This window comes from Acidiluteibacter sp. (assembly GCF_055129545.1).
Genome location: NZ_JBSRUB010000020.1, coordinates 1 through 19,723 on the forward strand (window position 1 = coordinate 1; position 19,723 = coordinate 19,723).

17 protein-coding genes are annotated in these 19,723 nt (G+C 36.0%); 11 read left to right on the top strand and 6 right to left on the bottom strand.

What is annotated here, in order from left to right; translation table 11 throughout:
* Nucleotides 1–456 precede the first annotated feature (456 nt).
* A complete protein-coding gene (locus ACTB0X_RS10565) occupies nt 457–1,032 on the top strand; it encodes a hypothetical protein (protein WP_463024985.1) in 576 nt (191 codons plus the stop codon).
* Between the two features lie 92 nt (nt 1,033–1,124).
* Here the strand turns inward: ACTB0X_RS10565 and ACTB0X_RS10570 are convergent, their stop codons facing one another.
* From ACTB0X_RS10570 to ACTB0X_RS10580, 3 genes are read right to left on the bottom strand one after another with little or no spacing between them, the layout of a single operon-like run.
* Complete coding sequence (locus ACTB0X_RS10570) at nt 1,125–2,375, bottom strand: vWA domain-containing protein (RefSeq protein WP_463024986.1); 1,251 nt, start codon at nt 2,373–2,375, stop codon at nt 1,125–1,127.
* A gap of 58 nt (nt 2,376–2,433) precedes the next feature.
* Nucleotides 2,434–3,936, bottom strand: coding sequence for a GH3 auxin-responsive promoter family protein (locus ACTB0X_RS10575; protein WP_463024987.1), 1,503 nt, complete (start codon nt 3,934–3,936; stop codon nt 2,434–2,436).
* Nucleotides 3,937–3,938: 2 nt separating this feature from the next.
* The gene (locus ACTB0X_RS10580) at nt 3,939–4,814 is read right to left on the bottom strand and encodes a M23 family metallopeptidase (RefSeq protein ID WP_463024988.1); all 876 of its coding nucleotides are present in this window, start codon (nt 4,812–4,814) and stop codon (nt 3,939–3,941) included.
* A 216-nt stretch (nt 4,815–5,030) separates the two neighbouring features.
* Here ACTB0X_RS10580 and porW point away from each other — a divergent pair, with 216 nt between their 5' ends.
* The 10 genes from porW (at nt 5,031) to atpG (ending at nt 13,823) form a co-directional block, all read left to right on the top strand.
* Nucleotides 5,031–7,565 (top strand): type IX secretion system periplasmic lipoprotein PorW/SprE, encoded by a 2,535-nt coding sequence (gene porW / locus ACTB0X_RS10585; RefSeq protein WP_463024989.1) that lies wholly within the window; start codon nt 5,031–5,033, stop codon nt 7,563–7,565.
* 53 nt (nt 7,566–7,618) lie between these two features.
* A complete protein-coding gene (locus ACTB0X_RS10590) occupies nt 7,619–8,038 on the top strand; it encodes a bactofilin family protein (protein ID WP_463024990.1) in 420 nt (139 codons plus the stop codon).
* Nucleotides 8,007–8,219: an AtpZ/AtpI family protein gene (locus ACTB0X_RS10595; RefSeq protein WP_463024991.1), complete on the top strand. Its 213-nt coding sequence runs from the start codon at nt 8,007–8,009 to the stop codon at nt 8,217–8,219. Before ACTB0X_RS10590 ends, ACTB0X_RS10595 begins: the two co-directional genes overlap by 32 nt.
* Nucleotides 8,219–8,605 carry a hypothetical protein gene (locus ACTB0X_RS10600; protein WP_463024992.1) on the top strand — a complete coding sequence of 129 codons (387 nt, stop codon included), beginning with the start codon at nt 8,219–8,221 and terminating at the stop codon, nt 8,603–8,605. Before ACTB0X_RS10595 ends, ACTB0X_RS10600 begins: the two co-directional genes overlap by 1 nt.
* 84 nt (nt 8,606–8,689) lie before the next feature.
* On the top strand, nt 8,690–9,808 hold the full coding sequence (gene atpB / locus ACTB0X_RS10605; protein WP_463024993.1) for a F0F1 ATP synthase subunit A: 1,119 nt from the start codon (nt 8,690–8,692) through the stop codon (nt 9,806–9,808).
* A 37-nt stretch (nt 9,809–9,845) separates the two neighbouring features.
* A complete protein-coding gene (gene atpE, locus ACTB0X_RS10610) occupies nt 9,846–10,091 on the top strand; it encodes an ATP synthase F0 subunit C (protein ID WP_463024994.1) in 246 nt (81 codons plus the stop codon).
* A gap of 81 nt (nt 10,092–10,172) precedes the next feature.
* Nucleotides 10,173–10,661, top strand: coding sequence for a F0F1 ATP synthase subunit B (atpF, locus tag ACTB0X_RS10615; RefSeq protein WP_463024995.1), 489 nt, complete (start codon nt 10,173–10,175; stop codon nt 10,659–10,661).
* 12 nt (nt 10,662–10,673) lie between these two features.
* Nucleotides 10,674–11,216 carry an ATP synthase F1 subunit delta gene (gene atpH / locus ACTB0X_RS10620; protein WP_463024996.1) on the top strand — a complete coding sequence of 181 codons (543 nt, stop codon included), beginning with the start codon at nt 10,674–10,676 and terminating at the stop codon, nt 11,214–11,216.
* A 28-nt stretch (nt 11,217–11,244) separates the two neighbouring features.
* A complete protein-coding gene (gene atpA / locus ACTB0X_RS10625; RefSeq protein WP_463024997.1) occupies nt 11,245–12,828 on the top strand; it encodes a F0F1 ATP synthase subunit alpha in 1,584 nt (527 codons plus the stop codon).
* Between the two features lie 107 nt (nt 12,829–12,935).
* Entirely contained in the window at nt 12,936–13,823 is an 888-nt protein-coding gene (gene atpG / locus ACTB0X_RS10630) for an ATP synthase F1 subunit gamma (RefSeq protein ID WP_463024998.1), read from the top strand.
* 439 nt (nt 13,824–14,262) lie between these two features.
* On the opposite strand, the gene ACTB0X_RS10635 is transcribed toward atpG, so the two are convergent.
* The 3 genes from ACTB0X_RS10635 to ACTB0X_RS10645 all read right to left on the bottom strand — a co-directional run.
* Complete coding sequence (locus tag ACTB0X_RS10635) at nt 14,263–16,506, bottom strand: OmpA family protein (protein WP_463024999.1); 2,244 nt, start codon at nt 16,504–16,506, stop codon at nt 14,263–14,265.
* A 32-nt stretch (nt 16,507–16,538) separates the two neighbouring features.
* Nucleotides 16,539–17,504 carry a PorP/SprF family type IX secretion system membrane protein gene (locus ACTB0X_RS10640; RefSeq protein ID WP_463025000.1) on the bottom strand — a complete coding sequence of 322 codons (966 nt, stop codon included), beginning with the start codon at nt 17,502–17,504 and terminating at the stop codon, nt 16,539–16,541.
* 30 nt (nt 17,505–17,534) lie between these two features.
* The coding region (locus tag ACTB0X_RS10645) for an HYR domain-containing protein (protein ID WP_463025001.1) at nt 17,535–19,723 on the bottom strand (2,189 nt) is incomplete at its 5' end.

Here is a 19,723-nt window from a genome sequence, read left to right on the forward strand (position 1 = left end):
CGTGATTTGATCTCGAGGATTTCCTTTAATGTATTCCATACCTAAAGATAACCAATATCAAACCTTTAACCATAAAGTTTAAGAATTGTAATCAACAAACGATTGTGAGTTTTGAGACAGTCTGACGTTCTATTAACAAACTGTTGGAAAGCTTGTTTAATTGATTGTTATAAATCTTGGATGTAAAAAACAATTGATTGCCAATTGACTCTATTGGTTTCATTTCATTTTATATTAGCCGACAAAGGTAATGTAAATTAAAAGTAGTTGACAGTATCAACTAATGTTGTTACATTTATTTAACAAATACGTTAATAAAGTCCTTAAATACCTAATTTTTATATACTTGTAATTTAATTATTGGAGTAATAAAATCTTCTTACCAAATAAAAAAAAGGGAATTAAATTTAATATGTTTGTATTCAATTAATTGCATGAAACATGAACAGTAGGTGTATGACGAATAATACCAATCAAATTCGAGTATTTTTAGTTTTTTTAATGGGAGCGATAGTGACCTTCTCTAGTTGTAAAAAGGAAGAAGAAGAGTTTATTAGTCCTTGTAATTCATATCAGACTTATGTCCAAGGAGTTTGTGCCTGTCCAACAGGATATAAAGGATACAAATGCGATGAACAATTGGATCCTGAGAAAATGATGGTTACTAAAATAGAATTGTTAAAGTTTCCAGGATTGAGATTGGATAGCACGGTCTGGGACTCTTTAGACCGTCCTGATTTGCATGTTACATTTTATCAAGCAGCCAAAAAATTATGGGAAAGTCCTTCTACTATTGTCAATGCTGACCCATCAAAAGTGTATTCATTTGATTTGACACCCGGTGTTGAAATGCCAAAATATTCTAATTTGCACACCTTAACCGTTTATGACGATGATGGAAATAAAGTAGACGAATTTATGGGTGGGGCTTTAGTTACTCCATATACGGACAGCACAAACTTTCCAGAAAGTAAGCTCGTGAATATGGGAGGTGTAGTGGTGTTTAAACTCTATTATAGGTATGAGTTTTAAAGGGGTTTTACTTGAGAAAAAGATACTTCAAAATTCTTTTATTCGACCTTGCAGGACTGTGAATAGTGACTAATAAGTTAACTAAATTGATTCTACTTTTTCACTATTAACGATTGTTCTTTCAGTTGATTCAATAGGGCATCTATGTCGTTTACATCATCTATTTTTACGTAGCTTCCTGAGCCATTTTTGGAGATGTCTTTCAATATTTTTTCTGTCCATCGCTCATTTTTAATCCCTACAGTGGTAATGTAGATGCCTTTTTCGGTACCTTCTTTTATCATTCTAGGAATGCTTTCATTTTTTTCTCCGATTTTAAAAGCACCATCTGTCACTAAATATATCTGGTTATTACCTCCTTCAATATATGTGGTGTTGGCCACTTCATAAGCTTTTATCAATCCTTTGTTTCCGGAAGTAAATCCACCTGCTACAATGCTATCCAAACTAGATTTTATGAAGGGTTTATTGTTGGCCGTAGTAGAGGGTAAAATGAGATGAGCTTCGTCATTGTAAGTAACTATTGCAATTTTATCAATTTCGCGCAAAGGTATGAGCATTTCCTTCATGCAGCTTTTTAGTAATTCCAACTTGTCATTTTTCCCCATTGACATAGATGCATCAATCAAAAAAATGATATTGTTAGGCTTGAATTCATTGCGAGATAACTCATTCAGTGGAGTTGAAATGGGAATTATTATTTCGGGTTCTTCTTCCACCATGGTTTGTATCGTTTCCACTTTAGGAGTTTTTGGAGTAATTGGTTTTGGCGGCGCTAAAGTAGCAGGAAGTGGTGTAATCTTAATTTCCTCTGGCTCTTCGATTTGAGTGGCTAAAATGGGTGTTTCTACTTTTTCTTCTACGAAAGTATTATTGCTTTGAAAATTGACATAAGCCACTTTTATTTTTGCTTTTTCTTGTGGAAAACTTACTGCTGGAGCAGTGGCTATTTGTCTAAAATCGGGGCAAGCCTGCAATAAATTTTTAGGAACGGTAAGCACTTCTCCTTTTATGGTAATAGCTGTTGGCTCTTGATTTGAACTAAAAAACAGTTGAACATCCTCTGAAAATTTACCTTTTTTCTTTGGCTTGTATTTAAATCGTAACACTTGTGCTTCACCTATCTCAAAAGACTTTGAGGTGTATTTTACCTCAAAATTTTCAACACCATCAATGCGCAATAAATACATCTTTTCGGCAGTGCTATTCGTGATGTTGATGTCGATTACCTCTTGGTTTAGCTTTTCTATTTCACCCAAATCGAAAACTGATTTATTGATGAAGTCTTGTGCAGTTACTATTATTGGAAAACAAGTAATGAAGGCGATTAGTATTTTTTTCATGTTTTTCAGTATTTCAATAAATGTACCACAGCTTGAGTGGTAATATAATTGCTTGATTTTATGGCATAATATGATTCGAAATCTGTTCTGCTATATTCCGATCATTCGACAATCTAGGTAACTTATTCTGCCCTCCTAATTTGCCAATTGATTTCATATAATCTTGAAAAGCATTCGTTTTCATTTTTCGAATCACCAATGGGCGCAAAATATTTCCTTGAATTAAATCTGCATAATAGCTGTTTCTCTTCTGCAATTGAAGGTCAAGCTCTTCACTAAACTTAGCCAAATTTGCGGGCTCTTGATTAAATTCAATAAACCATTCATGGTAAGGCAATTCCCCTTCATTTGGATTGACTTGTGGGGCTAAATGAAAGTCATTGATTGAAGAATCTATCAACTCAGTGGTTGCGTTTATAGCACTTTCAATCTCTTCTGCAATAACGTGTTCGCCAAATGCCGAGGTAAAATGTTTAATTCTTCCTGACACAATAATCCGATAAGGTGCAGTAGAAACAAATTTCACAGTATCACCAATATTATATCCCCATAGGCCTGCGTTGCTATTTAAAATCAATGCGTAATTGATTCCTAATTTTACATCTTTTAAATTGATCCGAGTTGGATTCTCATCGTAAAACTCATCAGCTGGAATAAACTCATAAAAAATTCCTGCATTTAAATTCAGCAACATGCCTTCCGCTTTTTGAGAATCTTGAAATGCGATAAACCCTTCCGAGGCTGGATACAATTCAATCGAGTCAATCGTTTTTCCAATTAGTTTTTTAAACACTGTTTGGTAAGGAGTATAATTAACACCACCATAAATGAATAGCGAAAACTTTGGAAAAACTTCTTTGATTTCTTTTTTACCTGTCAGTTTCAGCAACCGTTCAAAATACATTTGCACCCATGGTGGAATGCCACTAATGAGTGCCATGTCTTCTTTCATGGTTTCTTTGGCAACAGCGTCAACTTTAGTTTCCCAATCTTCGATGCAGTTGACTTCAAAAGAGGGCATTCTGTTTTTTTGTAAATAATTGGGTACGTGGTGTGCCACTATTCCTGATAGTCGTCCTGTTGGAATTTTACCAGAGGTATCCAACACGGGACTACCTTGAAGAAATATCATTTTGTGATCAACAAAATTAGCTTTTCCAGTTTCTTCGATGTAACATAAGATTGCATTTCGAGCAGCATCTATATGGTTGGAAATGGATTCTTTTGTGATGGGGATATATTTGGTACCTGATGTCGTTCCAGAAGTTTTACAAAAGTAGATCGGTACACCTTTCCACAACACATCCGATTCCCCACTTTTTATTAGATCGATGTAGGGTTTTAATCCTTCGTAATCGGTTACTGGAACTTGATTTTTAAAGTCTTGATAAGATTTGATTCGATCAAAACCATGATCTTTTCCGAATCGAGTATTTTTTGCTCTTTCAATTAATTGGGCGAATTGTTTTTCCTGTGTTTGGATGGGAGAGGAGCTCCACTTCTTAATTTTAGCCACCTCTATTTTGGCGAAGGGTTTACTCAAAAATGATTTAACTCCCATAATTATTTTAAGTTGATGTATTGTTCTGGATTTAATGCTGCTCCATTGTACCACAATTCAAAGTGTAGGTGAGGACCGTCAGTTAATTCACCGGAATTTCCAATAATTGCAATAGCATCACCAGCTTTCACGACGTCTCCCAATTCTTTCAACAATACCGAGTTGTGTTTGTATGTTGATATTAAATTATTTTCGTGTTGTAAACTGATAACATGACCAGTTTCTGAAGTCCAACCTGCAAAAATCACTACTCCTTTCAGGGTGGCTTTGATGGCTTCGTTTTCTGGGGCCACGATATCTACTCCAAAGTGCCCTTTTTTAGGCTCAAAATGTCCGGTCACTAAACCATTTAATGGATTGAAAAAGTAGGTTCCACTCAATGGATTTGAGTTTTTTCCTGATTTGTCATTTGAAATATTAAAGGCGTCTTCTTTTTCTACATAATCCCTAAATAAGGAATCTTCTTTGGTAGCTTTACGAGCATCTTGGTCATATTGAGGAACTAGCCCTGAATCGTTTAGTAAAGTATCGCTAGGTAATTTTCCTTGTATGATTAATCTTAAATTATTGAGATAGTGTTGCTTTACAGTTAAGTCATTTTCTAAAGAGTCTACTTGAAGCGCCATGTTGGTTAAATTTTGACGTAAAGTAACATCGGTATAACCAGGAATAAATTCGCGAAGTGGTGTAAAGGCAATTAATATAGTAATAAACGTGATTAATAAAAAGGAACCAGCTATAAATGAAATGAACACATTCATTGGCGATAATCGAAAAGATAGCTTTTCTTCGAAAGTCGTGTCATTGAGAATAACTAAGCGGTACTTATTTTTAAGTCGCTTAAAGAATTTTTTCTTTTTTTGTTTGTGTTCAGCCATTTTTAATCAATTGCCGCAAATATCCGAATAAATGCGTGGAATGGTAAAAGTAGTATTCTATAAAATAGAATGATTATAATTAATTTAGCCCTCTTTTTAAAATAGGGTAATAAAATTACTGAATTGGAGTTATAGTCGTTGCCCTAAACTAACTTGTTTAAATTGAGAAGTAATAATCAACTATTTTCTTTTAAAACCTTAATTATTGTCTTGTTTATGACAGTTTTAGCTTCGTGTTCCACTAAAAAGAATACGTTTATGAGCAGAAACTATCACAACTTGGTTTCCCATTACAATGGTTATTTTAATGCGCGTGAAATTCTAAAGGCAGAAAATAAGAAGCTGATTGAAAACCATAAAGATGATTATTCTCAAGTACTTCCCATATTTATATATCCAACAGAAGAGCAATCTAAAGCCATGATTCCTCAGATGGATGTGGTGATTGAAAAAGCTTCTAAAGTAATTGAGCGGCATTCTATTTATCAGCGAAAGAAAGAGCATGTCAAGTGGATTGATGATACCTATTATCTAGTAGGTCAAGCACAATTTAATAAAGGAATGTTGGTTTCTGCCGAAGAAACTTTTCTATATATATACCAAGCATTTAAGAAGGAACCTATTCGATACGATGGTTTATTGTGGTTGATAAAGACTCTGATCGAGCAGAAAGATTGGGAAAAGGTTGATACTTATACGCGACTTTTGGAAGATGATGTGAGGTTTCCCAAGGAGAAAGAGGGTTTGTACAATGCCATTTATGCTGATTACTTATTGAAAAAGGATAAAGATATCGAAAAGGCAATTCTTAGATTGGAAGATGCGATAAAGCTGACTGATGATAAAAGAAGCAAACGGAGGTATACATACGTTTTGGCACAATTGTATCAGAAAAAAGGGTATTTGAAAAAGGCCAATGAATTATACGCTGATGTTTTATCGTTGCGACCTGATTATGTAATGGCATTCAATTGTAAAATTAATAGAGCGATAGCTTACGATGTTGCCTCAAACAATGCGGATGACATTAAAAAGCAGTTACGAAAAATGCTGAAAGACTCTAAAAATGAAGAGTTCTTTGATCAAATTTATTTCGCTTTAGCGGAATTGGCCATTACTCAGAAAGATGAACCTTTGGCAGTGCAATACCTTAAAAAGTCGGCTCAAGTAAGCACAGTTAATGTGAAACAAAAAGCCTTGTCTTATTATAAGTTGGCAGGAATCTATTTTGATCGTCCTGATTATATCAACGCGCAGGCATATTACGACAGCACAACTATTTATTTACCACAAGATCATGAAGCCTATTTTTTGGCCGATGAGAAGAATAAAAGTTTGTTAGAATTGGTAAAGAATTTAAAAATAGTTCAGTTACAAGATAGTTTGTTAAAGGTTTCTAACTTAAGTGAGAAGGAGCAGAAGCGATTGGTCAATGATATTATTTCGGAGTACAAAGCAGAGAAAGAACGGGCAAGACTGGCAGAGGAAGCGGCACTTTTTGCAGCTCAAAATGGAGGTCGATCGGCGGTAAATATCCCAGGCACATCAAATGGATGGTATTTTTATAACCCCACCTCTATGGCTTTTGGATTAGCAGAATTTAAAAAAATATGGGGCGATCGAAAATTGCAAGACAATTGGAGACGATCAAACAAGCAATCAGCATTTCCTGATCCAATAGAAGTAGGAGATGGACAAAGTGATGTAGCTGCGGCAGCTAATGGTGGAGTAAAAGTCGCTGACCCGAAATTGGACCAAGACACTTACTTAAAAAACATCCCGAAAGACTATAATGAAAAGTTAGCTGCACACGGAAAGGTAGTAGAAGCTCTATACAACATAGGTCTAATTTTCAAGGAGTCATTTGAGGATCTTCCTAGTGGGATAAAAGCTTTTGAACGAATTGTTGATCAATATGATACTAGTCAATTAGCCCTTCCGGCACATTACCAATTGTATCGAATTTATTTGAAACAAGATGAGAAAGCTTTAGCTGAAAAACACAAAGATTGGGTCTTAGAAAACCATCCTTTTAGTGAGTATGCTTACATTATTAAAAATCCGAATTATAATAAGCAAACAAAGGCGACCAAAGAGAAAGTGGAATCATTTTATACGGCCACCTATAGATTATATGAGTATGGTTTATATGGAGACGTAATTAGTAGTTGTGATAAAGCCGATTCAGTTTTTAACAGCGATCACCTGAAAGCAAAATTTGACTATTTAAGGGCAAAGGCTGTTGGAAAAATTAGACCATTAGAAGAATTTAAGAAAGAGTTAAGTGCTGTTATTGCGAACCATCCTAATGATCCGGTAAAAGAACAAGCCCAAAGTATATTGGATTATATCAACAGTAACAATGCTGCGCCTGCTGCACCCAAAAAGAGTAGCTATGTAATGAATGCAGATGATAGCCACATCATATTAATTGAAGTAGATGATAAAAACAATAAAAATGACGTTTTAAAGAATCAAGTATCAATTTTTAATGAGCAATTCTTTAGAAATGAAAAGTTTGAAGTGTCTAAAATATTAATTGGAAGCAACCAGAATATGTTAATGATCCGAAGCTTCGACAATAAGGCGCAAGCGATGAATTATTTTAATTTGTTAACCAGAACTTCAGATATTGCTGAAATTACAAATGGAATTACATACGCCATCACCAATGAAAACCTAAGAATGTTGTTTAAGGATAAAAACTTTTCTGAATATATAACATTCTTTAACGCGAATTACAAACAGTAAAAGGATGTTGAATACTTATCAATTATCATATATTTGCAGCAATACGAATAGCAATGTTTAAAAAATCAATAGGAAATATGGCTAGAAATAATGAAACCGATACTTCGGCGATAAATATTATTCGTCAAGGTACAGATATCGTAGGCGACATCACTTGCAAGGGGGACATTCGAATAGATGGAAAGCTGAAAGGCACTTTAAACTGCGACGGAAAAGTAGTAGTTGGTGAAGGTGGAGTGATTGAAGGAACTATTACTTGTAAGAATGCAGACATTTCAGGCTCTGTAAAAGTCAGTATTTCTGTGAAAGAATTATTGACACTTAAGAGTACTTCAAATTTAGTGGGTGACATCAACACCAATAAACTGCAAATTGAACCAGGAGCAAATTTCTCAGGGAATTGTAAAATGGGCGCAGTAGTAAAGGGCATTGAAAGTTCAAATGACAGAAAAGGGCAAGAAAAAACCGCCTAACGATTTTATAAAATATTCAGGAATGGCTACTCAAATGGCCATTACTATATTGGTCGGAGTGTTTGGTGGTCGAGAGTTAGATGAGCGTTTTGCGATGGAAACTCCCGTATTTACCTTGGTGGGATCAATTTTAGGTGTTGCAGCGGCCCTCTACTTTTTAATCAAAGATTTTATTCGATAATGAATAAATTTATCCTCAAATTGGCAGTACTTAGTGTGTTGCTTTTTACTATTCAGTATTTTTCTTTTCAAAAATTAGATCTTGAATTGACCAACCTATATGGGGTATTCTATGGCTTCCTCATTTTTATCACACTAATCACTCATTGGTGGATGATGAAGCAGATGAATAATCGACCGCAACTCTTTGTCACTTACTTTATGGGATTAATGACCATAAAATTATTTATCGCCTTAGGAATCATGTTGGTGGTGATTTGGTTCAATAGAGCAGATAAAATTCCCTTGGCTGTAACCTTTATGGTACTCTATTTTGGTTATACCTTTTTGAGTATAGCATCAATTCTTCCTCATTTAAAAAATGGGAAGAAGTCAGATAATGCATAAAATGCGCATTATTATTTTTAAAAATCTTTTTTTATTCACTACTTTTGCAGTCGAAAAACCAAGACCTGTAAACGTTTATACATAATGAAATTTAAGTCTAACACAATCAAGCTCTTAATTCAGAGGAGTGCCTTAATTTTAGTTGGTTTCCTTGCTTTAAATTCGGTGAAGGCAAGTTCTTCAGAGGGTGAAAAAGGAAGTTTCAAGGCTGGAGAAATGATAATGCATCACATTTCTGATGCACACGAAATACATTTAATTGGTGATTTAAATATTTATTTGCCAGTTATTTTGAAAACAGATGAGGGATTTAAAATCTTTTCATCTTCTCATTTTTACCACAATGAACAACATGCAGAGGATACTGCAAATAACGCTTCGGTTCATTATTATGAGCACGATGGTTTTGTAATGTCTCACGAGCATATTTATTACGCTGCAGAAAATGGTGGGATTGCTTTCGACGAAAAAGGTGGAATTGCGAATAAGGCGGTATTTTTGGACCTTTCAATTACAAAAAATATAGCTGGTATCTTTTTAACTATCGCAATTATGTTCCTTGTTTTCTTTAATGTTTCAAAAGGGTATAAGAAAAGAGGGATTGCTGCTCCAAAAGGGATTCAGTCATTTATTGAGCCGTTGGTTTTATTCATTAGAGATGAAGTAGCGCGTCCTTCTATAGGGAAGCATGCAGATAAGTTTATGCCTTTCTTATTGACTGTATTTTTCTTTGTTTGGATCAGTAACTTATTGGGATTGATTCCATTTTTAGGAGGATTAAACATTACAGGTACATTAAGCATAACAATTGTTTTAGCAGCAGTAGTGTTTATTATTACTACAATCAAAGGAAATAAACATTATTGGATGCATATACTTTGGCCTCCTGATGTGCCAGTGCCAATTAAATTGATATTGGTGCCAATTGAAATCGCTGGAATTTTTATTAAGCCAGCTGTATTAATGGTGCGTTTAACTGCAAACATTACTGCAGGACACATTATTATTTTAGCATTTGTCGCTTTGATTTTTATCTTTGGTGAGCAAAGCGCAACTGCAGGTTACGGAATTGGAATCGGTTCTACCTTGTTTATGGTATTTATGAACTTTATAGAATTGCTAGTAGCATTTCTACAAGCATATGTGTTTACTTTATTAGCAGCCATTTATTTTGGATCTGCCGTTGAAGAACCACATCATTAATTTGTCTCTTTTTTATTAATTATATAAATTCTACAAAATGGAATTATTAGCAATTTTATTAGAAGCAATGTCAGCTGCAGGTTTAGCAGGTGTAGGTGCTGGAATAGCTGCAATTGGAGCTGGATTAGGTATTGGTAAAATTGGTGCTTCAGCGCTTGAGTCTATGGCTCGTCAGCCTGAATCTACTGGTGATATCAGAGCGGGAATGATCGTTGCAGCAGCACTTATTGAAGGTGTTGCATTATTTGCAGTAATCGTTTGTCTTTTAGTTGTATTAGGCTAAAAAAAGTTAAAGTGAGTTCTTAGCGGTTGGCTAAGGCTCACTTTTAAAATTAGAAAGAACAAATATTTTTAAAATAAAGATATGTTATCAGTAAGTTTTGGAACAGTAATTTGGACAACAATCGCATTCTTAATTGTGGTTTTTGTACTTGGTAAATTTGCTTGGCCTTCTATTCTTAATTCCATTAAGGAAAGAGAAGAGTCTATTGAAGATGCTTTGAAAGCAGCGGAAAAGGCAAAGAATCAAATGAGAGATTTGAAGGAGAGCAACGAGAAGTTGTTAGCTGAAGCTCGCATGGAAAGAGATAAAATGTTGAAAGAAGCTCGTGAAGTAAAAGAAAGCATCATCGCAGAAGCAAAAGAACGTGCAACTGTTGAAGCTGATAAAGTGATAGCAGCGTCAAGAGAAGCTATCCGTAACGAGAAATCTGCTGCAATTGCAGAGATTAAAACTCAGGTTGCAGAATTATCTATTCTAGTGGCAGAGAAAATTTTAAAAGCAGAATTGTCTTCAAAGGATCAGCAAAATATATTTGTTGAGGAAGCAATGAAGAATGCAAAATTAAACTAATCTGAATCGAAGATGAAAGAGCCAAGAGTAGCTGCACGTTATGCCAAGTCGATTATGCTTCTAGCAAAAGAGCAATCTTTGTTAGATATCGTATATTCTGATATGGTGATGTTGCATCAACTAATCGGTGAGAGTAAAGACCTTTCACTTATGTTAAAAAGCCCAATATTAACTGATGAGAAAAAGTTAGCGATTATTAACGCTATATTCAATGGTAAAGTGGATGGATTAACTATGAACTTTATGGGCTTAGTGATTCGTCAGAATAGAGCAAAAGTTTTAGGTGAAATGACAGAAGCATTTGTCAATCTTTACAAAAAAGAAAAGGGTATTGCAACAGTTCATGTAACTACAGCAGAGGTGCTTTCGCCGGAGCTAAAAACAAAAATGGCTACTGACCTTAAATCTGCAAACCACTTAAGCGAAGTGGAACTTGTTGAACACATTGATTCGTCTATTATTGGAGGAGCCATTCTTAGAATGGGAGACATACAGCTGGATGAGAGTGTGAAATCAAAACTTAATCGAATAGAAAGAGAATTTCTAAACGCATAAATTAGCATATAATAAATACAATATAAAAATGGCTGAAGTTAAACCAGCAGAAGTTTCTGCAATCTTAAAGCAACAATTGGCAGGATTTAAATCCGAAGCTGATCTACAAGAAGTAGGTACTGTTCTTCAAGTAGGAGATGGTATTGCTAGAATTTACGGTATGTCTCAAGTTCAATCTGGAGAGCTAATTGAATTCAACAATGGATTAATGGGGATCGTATTGAACTTAGAAGAGGACAATATCGGTGCTGTACTATTGGGTTCGTCTACATTAGTAAAAGAAGGGGATACTGTAAAACGTACAGGTAGAATTGCATCTATCAAAACGGGTGAAGGTATGCTTGGTAGAGTAGTAGATACATTAGGGACACCTATTGATGGTCGTGGACCAATAGAAGGTGAAACTTTTGAAATGCCAATTGAACGTAAAGCACCTGGTGTAATTTATCGTCAGCCGGTAAGTGAGCCCTTACAAACAGGTATCAAAGCGATTGACTCAATGATTCCAGTAGGAAGAGGTCAGCGTGAGTTGATTATTGGTGACCGTCAGACGGGTAAAACATCAGTAGCAATTGATACTATTATCAATCAAAAAGAATTTTACGATAGAGGCGAAACAGTTTACTGTGTGTATGTGGCTATCGGACAAAAAGGTTCTACTGTTGCAGGGATTGTAAAAACGTTACAAGATGCAGGAGCAATGGCCTATACAACTATCGTAGCTGCAAATGCTTCTGATCCTGCTCCAATGCAGTTTTATGCTCCATTTACAGGTATGGCGATTGCAGAATATTTCAGAGATACTGGACGTCCTGCATTAATTGTATTTGATGATTTATCAAAACAAGCGGTTGCCTACCGTGAAGTTTCTCTATTGTTGAGACGTCCTCCAGGTCGTGAAGCATATCCTGGTGATGTATTTTACTTGCACTCTAGATTATTGGAGCGTTCAGCAAAATTGAATTCATCGGATGAAATCGCATCTCAAATGAATGATTTACCTCCTTCATTGGTAGGTAAAGTAAAAGGTGGCGGTTCTATTACTGCATTGCCAATTATTGAAACTCAAGCTGGTGACGTTTCTGCATACATTCCAACCAACGTAATTTCGATTACCGATGGTCAGATTTTCTTGGAGTCTAACTTATTCCTTTCAGGTGTTCGTCCTGCGATTAACGTAGGTATTTCGGTATCACGTGTTGGAGGAGCTGCTCAAATTAAATCAATGAAGAAAGTAGCAGGTACTTTGAAATTAGATCAAGCGGCTTACCGTGAATTAGAGGCGTTCTCTAAGTTTGGATCTGATTTGGATGCCACTACAAAGTCTGTAATTGAGAAAGGTGCTAGAAACGTAGAGATCTTGAAACAAGGATTAAACTCTCCAATGACTGTTGAAAAGCAGGTAGCAATCATTCACTTAGGTACAAAAGGTCTTTTAAGAGAAGTGCCTTTGGATAAAGTAAGGGAGTTTGAAGCTGAATTCTTAGATTTCTTAGAAGCGAAGCATAAGGATACTTTAGATGCATTGAAATCAGGTAAGTATACTGAAGCAGAGATTACAGTTTTAGAGACTGTTGCAAAGGAGCTAAGTGCAAAATTTAAGAATAAGTAAAAGCTTTCTATTAAGGAAGGTTAGTTGTTCTTTTATTTTCAGTTGTTCAAAAGACGATTATAGATCGTTTATTTAGAAAGTGAGAAGGTAGTTTTTGAATATCGAATATGGCCAATTTAAAAGAAATACGTAGTAGAATTACATCAGTATCATCAACACGTCAGATTACATCTGCGATGAAGATGGTTTCAGCAGCAAAGTTGAAGAGAGCGCAAGATGCTATCACTCAAATGAAGCCCTATGCTGAAAAGCTGAAGGAATTATTGCAGGACTTATCTTCAAATTCTGATGATGACAATAGCAGTCCTTATGCAGTTCAACGTGATGTAAATAATGTGTTAGTTGTTGCCATTACTTCAAATAGAGGTTTAGCAGGAGCTTTTAATACAAACATTATTAAAGCAACCAATGGTTTGATTAACAACGAGCTTTCTGGTAAGAACATTACCGTTTTAGCGATTGGTAAGAAGGCAGATGATTTTTACAAAAAAACGGAATACAACATTAAAGGAACAACGCTTCCTAATAAGTTGAATGAGTTGTATGATGATTTGTCTTTTGAGAATGTAAGTCGTGTTGCTGAAGCGATCATGAGATCTTATACTTACAAGCAATTTGACAGAATTTTGGTTGTTTACAATGAGTTTGTGAATGCTGCTGTTCAAAATGTAATCGTAGAGCAATTTTTGCCTATCGTTCCTTTAGAGACTGAGAGCGATGATAAAAACAGTAACTCAGATTATATCTTTGAACCAAACAAAGAGGTTATTGTAACTGAGTTGATTCCGAAATCATTGAAGATTCAATTTTACAAATCAATGTTAGATAGTTTTGCTTCTGAGCATGGTGCTCGTATGACAGCAATGCATAAAGCAACAGACAACGCTGGAACAATGATTCATGACCTTAAGTTGGTTTACAATAAGGCACGTCAAGCTGCCATTACAAATGAAATATTAGAAATCGTAGGTGGTGCTGCCGCTTTAGATGGTTAATCAATAAAATAATATTAGAAGGCTCTAAGGTGACATACTTTAGAGCCTTTTTTGTTTAGTATACATTCATTATGTCTTTGTAAATAAGTTTATGCTGTTGCTATAGAATGCAAACTCTCGGAGGGTTAGTATTTAATAGCTTACTAACCCTCCGAGAGTTATTAGCATAGAGTATTTCAGTCGGGAATTCGTTCCAAAACCTTCTAGGAATTTTTTACTTCATCTTTTCTCTAAATGATTTTTGCCGTTGTTTTAAAACAAATGTGAGGCGTACTTTTCGATTAAATGAGATCTGTTAATCATCTAATCTATCTTTAAAAGCGCTTATTTTAATTGATAATGCAAAATTTGCACATAGCTGACTGCTCAAAAAATCACTCACAAAAAAAGCAGCCCCAAATACTTGAGGCTGCTTTGAAAATTTGGGGTTAATGTTTTGCTATTTCAGATAGATTTCCACTCGTCTATTGTCTGCTCGTCCTTCTTTAGTATCATTGGTAGCGATTGGTTTTCTATCGGCCATTCCTTCCGTAGTTATTCTATCACTCGCAATTTTGCGTTCTGTCATGAACTTTTTAGCCACTTCAGCACGCTGCATAGACACTTCCTGATTCACTTCATCTCTACCCACATTGTCCGTGTGGCCGATTAAATTGACCCTTATTGCCTGATCTTTTTTCATTAAAGAAATCACCTTTAGAAGCACTTGTTTGTCGTCTTTTCCAAGGTAGAACTGGTTAAACGGATAGTCCAATGTATAATCACCAGTATTTTCTGTACTTCTTGAAGGGATTGGTTTTTCAACTATTTTCTCCTTCGGCTGCTCTTCCTTTTTAAGGTCTGTTAGTTTTGCAATTTTATTGATATCCGTATAAATAATCTCATCTCCTTCGGTGTAAGGCACCATCAAAAATGGGAATTCATTGCTATTGTCTGACTTTGCAATCACTTTATCTTCATCATCAATTAAATAAATGATTGCGTCATCCATATCTTCAGGGTCCATATTTAAAGGCCTAAGAGAATAAATGACATCTGTTTTTATTTTCTTGTAGGTAAAATTTCCATTATCGTCGGTGTAAATGGTGTCTACAGGAAATCCATTTTCATCCCAAACCACCAATCCCGCATTGGCCACGGGTAATTTCTTAAACTCAAAAACACCTTTTAAAATTTCCGAATCGTCTTCAATAGATTTTAAGAGCAATTGATTTTTATCCGCACTAAGCACTGTCATCTTTTTGTTCTTATCACCATCAAAGTAGAGATTAGCATCAACCAATTCCTCATCAGTCATTCCAATTGGACGGACGCTGCTAGCCTTATCAAAGGCAATTTTATTGTATTGAAACCTACCTTCTGCGTCAGTATAAATGGTGTCCATTGGCTCTCCGTTTTCATCCAATAAAACAAGTGCAGTATTGGCTTTTGGTAATTTTTTGTACTTAAAAACGCCTGAAACTAAATCATTGGGATCACTTAATGGTTCTTCTTCTAAAAAGCTTTTATCTGCCCCAAGGTAAAACAATCGTTTTTTGGGATTACCCGCATCATCAAGAAGGTAAATTTTAGCTCTTAAATAGTCAGCAGCATCCTCTTCAGACAAACGGATGACGTAACTTTCATCAGGGTTGAGTTTAGCATAAGAAAAAAGTCCATTTGCATCGGTCATCACTTGATCAATTAATTGATCATTTTCATCGTAGACATTTAATGTAACTCCTTCCGCAGGGAGGCCATTGTATACAAACCTTCCATTTATGATTTTACCATCGCCAATAAATCGCAACTTTTTAGTGATTTTAGAAGAGTAGATATCGCTAAATAGTTGACCTCTATTGCTTGTAAAGTAAACTTCTTGATTGTTCCCAATAATAAAATAAGCATCAAAGTTTGGAGAATTTATAGGAGCCCCCATATTCAAGGGATTGCTCCAATCGGTCCAACTGTCTCCTGTTCTGTAAGCAACAAAAACATCTGCATCACCAAGTCCTTTATGACCGGTACTGGAGAAATAAAGCGTTTTATTGTCGTCAGCTAAATAGGGGCTCAATTCACTTTGTGGAGTATTTATATTGTCGCCTAAACTCACAATTGATTGCCATTTTCCTGCGCTGTCTTTCGTAGAAATATATAAATCTTCAAAGCCACTTGTGTCGCCAATTACAGGCATGCTAATTAGCAAAACATCTTCATGGGAATTGATGAAAAAGGAATACAATCCATCACCAATTTCAAAACCAGGAATTTCTAACTTTTGTAAATCACTCCAATTGCCATTTTCATCCCTTTCAGTCATGGCGATTCCTTTGGCTAATTTTCTTCTGGTTTGCACAGAATTGAAAACATACACCCGATTGCCATACTCGGAAGTCCCAATTACGGCATTGTTACCATTGTCGTTAACTGCATCGAAAAGGTTGGTAGGTTCTGTCCAAGATCCATTTTCTTGTTTGGCTTGCCATACTTCTTGGCCTTTACTTCTCTGTCTCATATTTCCGAGAACAGCAGTTCTCACAAAGTACATGTTATCGCCTTTTTGATAGGGCATCGGCAAGCTCTCTTCGGAAGCACTGTTGATTGTTTCTAATTTTACCGGTGTTTCAAATTCCGGCAAAATAAATTGCGCATGGAGTGCACCGATAAAGAAAAGTGAAATGAAAAGGAGTAAGGATCTTATCATGATTATAACTTATTTTTTGAAATAGAATGCTCTTAGAATAAAGTGATTCCGATTAAAATTTCATGACTCCCACTGGATTGTTTTCGAATGTCAGACAATGAAAAATCATAAGCATATCCAGCTTTAAGAAGGTGATTAAATTTAAATCCCAATAAAGCAGAAACAGCATCTTCGCTTCTGTAGGCAGCACCGATAGAAATACATTGTTTGTATGTTAACGTCGTATTGATGTCATAACTAACAGGAGAAACTCCTGATTGCTTTACTAAAACTGCTGGAGAGATTCTATAATCATTGTTTAAATCAAAATGGTAACCAGCGATTATTTGGTGTTTTATTTTTAATTGCGATCGCTCATTTAAAGTAGCAGTAGTTTCAATCAAATCCAATTTATTTTGCAACAAATCGCTTGCTGAATAACCCACATAAAATTTATCGGAATAGAGGTAAGTTCCTGCGTTTAAATTAAGCATGTTCTGATTTTGACCGAAAGCATAGGCCTCAGCGGTTCTATCATTAACATCAAGCACTTCAGCTTTAGATTCATCAAAACCCATATTGGTCATCCCTGCCGATAATCCAAAAGAAAGGTATAAGTCTCTAGTTATTGGTAAATGCAAAGCATAAGAAACCAGCCCTTCACTTTTTCTAAAAGCTCCATTTTCAATCGAGGCAATTTTTGCTCCCAAGGCATGTTTCAATCTTGGCTTTGCTTTAGAAGTAGAAGAATTACTAATTCTTAATGCAGATCGTTCAGAAATCTTAGGTCCATTCAACACTGTGTGGCCGGTGCCATAAAATGTAGTTGGAGCATCAGTAACTCCAGCCCATTGTCTTCTGAATCCTAAAGAAACGTCCAGGTAGTCACTGTTTCCTGCAGCTGCAGGGTTGACTAAAAAATGATTGAGATTCCACATGGTGTACTGTTCAGTTATTTGTGCTTTTAAGGACACTATGCTGAATAAACCAATTGCTAAAATTGTAATTGTATTTTTCATCTTTATATTAATTTAAAGCAAGTCTTATTATTATCTTAAAATGGATACGATACCAGTTTTCACTGAATTCTTTCCGTCTTGGTCCGTTACTTTTACTACATAATAGTAAGAGCCTATTCCCAAGTCTTTTCCTTCATACTTACCATCCCATGGCAAGTAATTAGAAGAAGAGAAAACTTCATTTCCATTTCCATTGTAGACAATCACTTCCACAGAAGCAAACTCTTCAGTATTCTTAATGTCCCAAGTATCATTCACACCATCTCCATCAGGAGTAAATGCAGTTGGAATTTTTAATAGATCAGAAACAGTTACTAATATTCTATCGGTTCCAAAACAACCATCGTTAGTTGTCACAATAACTGTATATTCAGTTGTTTCAGAAGGGCGTGCGAAAGGTGATCGAACGGTATTGCTGCCTTCAATACTGAACGAAGGCGTCCAAACATAAGACAGGTTAGTAGAATCAGATTCAACATTCAATTTTACTCCATCATCTTTATAGATGAAAACACTATCACCTGCATTAGCAGTTGGGTTGGATGCTGCTTTTACATTGATGGTATCGCTACTTGAAGCACAAGTTCCGTTAGAGATGGTCCAAATAAATGAGTTGAAACTATTGTCGGTAACCTCTACATCAGTAGTCGGATCATTCACATTGGCAAATTGTCCATTACCTAAAAGGATACTCCAAACCCCATTTCCAATGACAGGTGTATTTGCATCGAAGGTGGCAAGGTTTTCTTCACAAAGGATAATGTCAGAACCTGCGTTAGCAATGGTTGGATCACTATCGTAAGTAACGATTACAGTATCGATTTGTGAATCACAAACGCCATTTGTAACAGTCCAAATTAACAAGTTATCTCCTCTTTTTAGATTAGAAGCCGTTGTAACTGGAGCAGTGTTGTCCACAAAACTAACAGTCGCATCAGGCGAAGTCCAAAGTCCACTGCCTACCGTTATTGCTTCAGCTGATAATGGATAAGTAGATTCACAAATATTGGTATCGACACCTGCAATAGCAGCACTTGGAGCTTCAAATACAGTAACAGTAAATGAGCACGTATCTTTATTTCCAACTGCATCTTCAGCAACGAAAGTGTTAGTTGTTGTTCCATATGGGAAAGTAGAACCACTAGCCAATCCGGCAATCTGAGAGACGGTTACAGTAGGACAATTGTCCGTAGCTGTTGGAGTGATATAGTTCACTACAGGATCACAGGTATTGGTGTCAGCTTGGCAAGTAATTACGGGTGCTTCATTATCAGAAACTGTAATGTCAAAATTAATGGTGTCCGTATTCATTTCAGGATCATAAGCGATATACGTTACTGTAGTAGTTCCAACAGGGAAAATAGCACCAGGAATGTAATTTCCAACCAATGAATCCAACGTACAATTATCAGCAGCAGTTGGTAAGGTCCAATTAACGATGGCAGAACAATTACCAGCATCGTTGTTTACAGCGATAGGAGCAGGAGCACCCGATATAACTGGGTCCTCAGTATCAGTTACCGTAATGGTAAACTGACAAGTATCCGTGTTCATTGATGGATCATAAGAAATATAAGTGATGGTGGTCACACCAAGCGGGAATGTACTTCCTGGAGTAAAGTTGCTCACCAATGAATCTAGGATACAGTTGTCTGCAGCTGTTGGAGCAGTCCAAGTGACTACAGCATCACATCTATTGGCATCCGTACTCACAGAAATGTTAGCAGGACAACCGCTAATGGTCGGGATTAATGTATCTATAACAGTAACAATGCTTGTAGCAGAATCAATGTTTGAATTGGCATCCGTGGCGTATAATTTCACGGTGTTGGCGCCAGTTTCAGCACAGTCAAAATTGGCAGAATCCAGAGCCAATGTGATTGCAGAGCAATTGTCATTACTTCCATTATCAATATCAGCAGCAGTAATAGTAGCATTACCAGTTGCATCTAAATACACTGTCAAGTTTTGAGCAACCACAGTCGGAGTAATGGTATCAAGAACCGTTACTACCACAGAAGCCGAATCAATGTTTGAACTGGCATCTGTCACGTAAAGTTTCACGTTGTTTGCACCCACTTCCGAACAATCAAAGTTGGCAGAATCGATGGCTAATGTAATCGAAGAACAGTTATCCGCACTTCCATTGTCAATATCCGCCGCAGTGATGATTGCATTACCAGAAGCATCTAAATACACTGTCAAGTTTTGAGCAACAA

What these genes read in the sequence shown, in the direction of transcription:
- atpH (WP_463024996.1), top strand. Translation starts at nt 10,674, where the DNA reads ATGAAAGAGCCAAGAGTAGCTGCACGTTATGCCAAGTCGATTATGCTT.
- atpB (WP_463024993.1), top strand. Translation starts at nt 8,690, where the DNA reads ATGAAATTTAAGTCTAACACAATCAAGCTCTTAATTCAGAGGAGTGCC.
- ACTB0X_RS10565 (WP_463024985.1), top strand. Translation starts at nt 457, where the DNA reads ATGACGAATAATACCAATCAAATTCGAGTATTTTTAGTTTTTTTAATG.
- ACTB0X_RS10570 (WP_463024986.1), bottom strand. Translation starts at nt 2,375, where the DNA reads ATGAAAAAAATACTAATCGCCTTCATTACTTGTTTTCCAATAATAGTA.
- ACTB0X_RS10580 (WP_463024988.1), bottom strand. Translation starts at nt 4,814, where the DNA reads ATGGCTGAACACAAACAAAAAAAGAAAAAATTCTTTAAGCGACTTAAA.
- atpE (WP_463024994.1), top strand. Translation starts at nt 9,846, where the DNA reads ATGGAATTATTAGCAATTTTATTAGAAGCAATGTCAGCTGCAGGTTTA.
- atpF (WP_463024995.1), top strand. Translation starts at nt 10,173, where the DNA reads ATGTTATCAGTAAGTTTTGGAACAGTAATTTGGACAACAATCGCATTC.
- ACTB0X_RS10600 (WP_463024992.1), top strand. Translation starts at nt 8,219, where the DNA reads ATGAATAAATTTATCCTCAAATTGGCAGTACTTAGTGTGTTGCTTTTT.
- ACTB0X_RS10595 (WP_463024991.1), top strand. Translation starts at nt 8,007, where the DNA reads ATGACAGAAAAGGGCAAGAAAAAACCGCCTAACGATTTTATAAAATAT.
- porW (WP_463024989.1), top strand. Translation starts at nt 5,031, where the DNA reads ATGACAGTTTTAGCTTCGTGTTCCACTAAAAAGAATACGTTTATGAGC.
- ACTB0X_RS10635 (WP_463024999.1), bottom strand. Translation starts at nt 16,506, where the DNA reads ATGATAAGATCCTTACTCCTTTTCATTTCACTTTTCTTTATCGGTGCA.
- ACTB0X_RS10640 (WP_463025000.1), bottom strand. Translation starts at nt 17,504, where the DNA reads ATGAAAAATACAATTACAATTTTAGCAATTGGTTTATTCAGCATAGTG.
- atpG (WP_463024998.1), top strand. Translation starts at nt 12,936, where the DNA reads ATGGCCAATTTAAAAGAAATACGTAGTAGAATTACATCAGTATCATCA.
- atpA (WP_463024997.1), top strand. Translation starts at nt 11,245, where the DNA reads ATGGCTGAAGTTAAACCAGCAGAAGTTTCTGCAATCTTAAAGCAACAA.
- ACTB0X_RS10575 (WP_463024987.1), bottom strand. Translation starts at nt 3,936, where the DNA reads ATGGGAGTTAAATCATTTTTGAGTAAACCCTTCGCCAAAATAGAGGTG.
- ACTB0X_RS10590 (WP_463024990.1), top strand. Translation starts at nt 7,619, where the DNA reads ATGTTTAAAAAATCAATAGGAAATATGGCTAGAAATAATGAAACCGAT.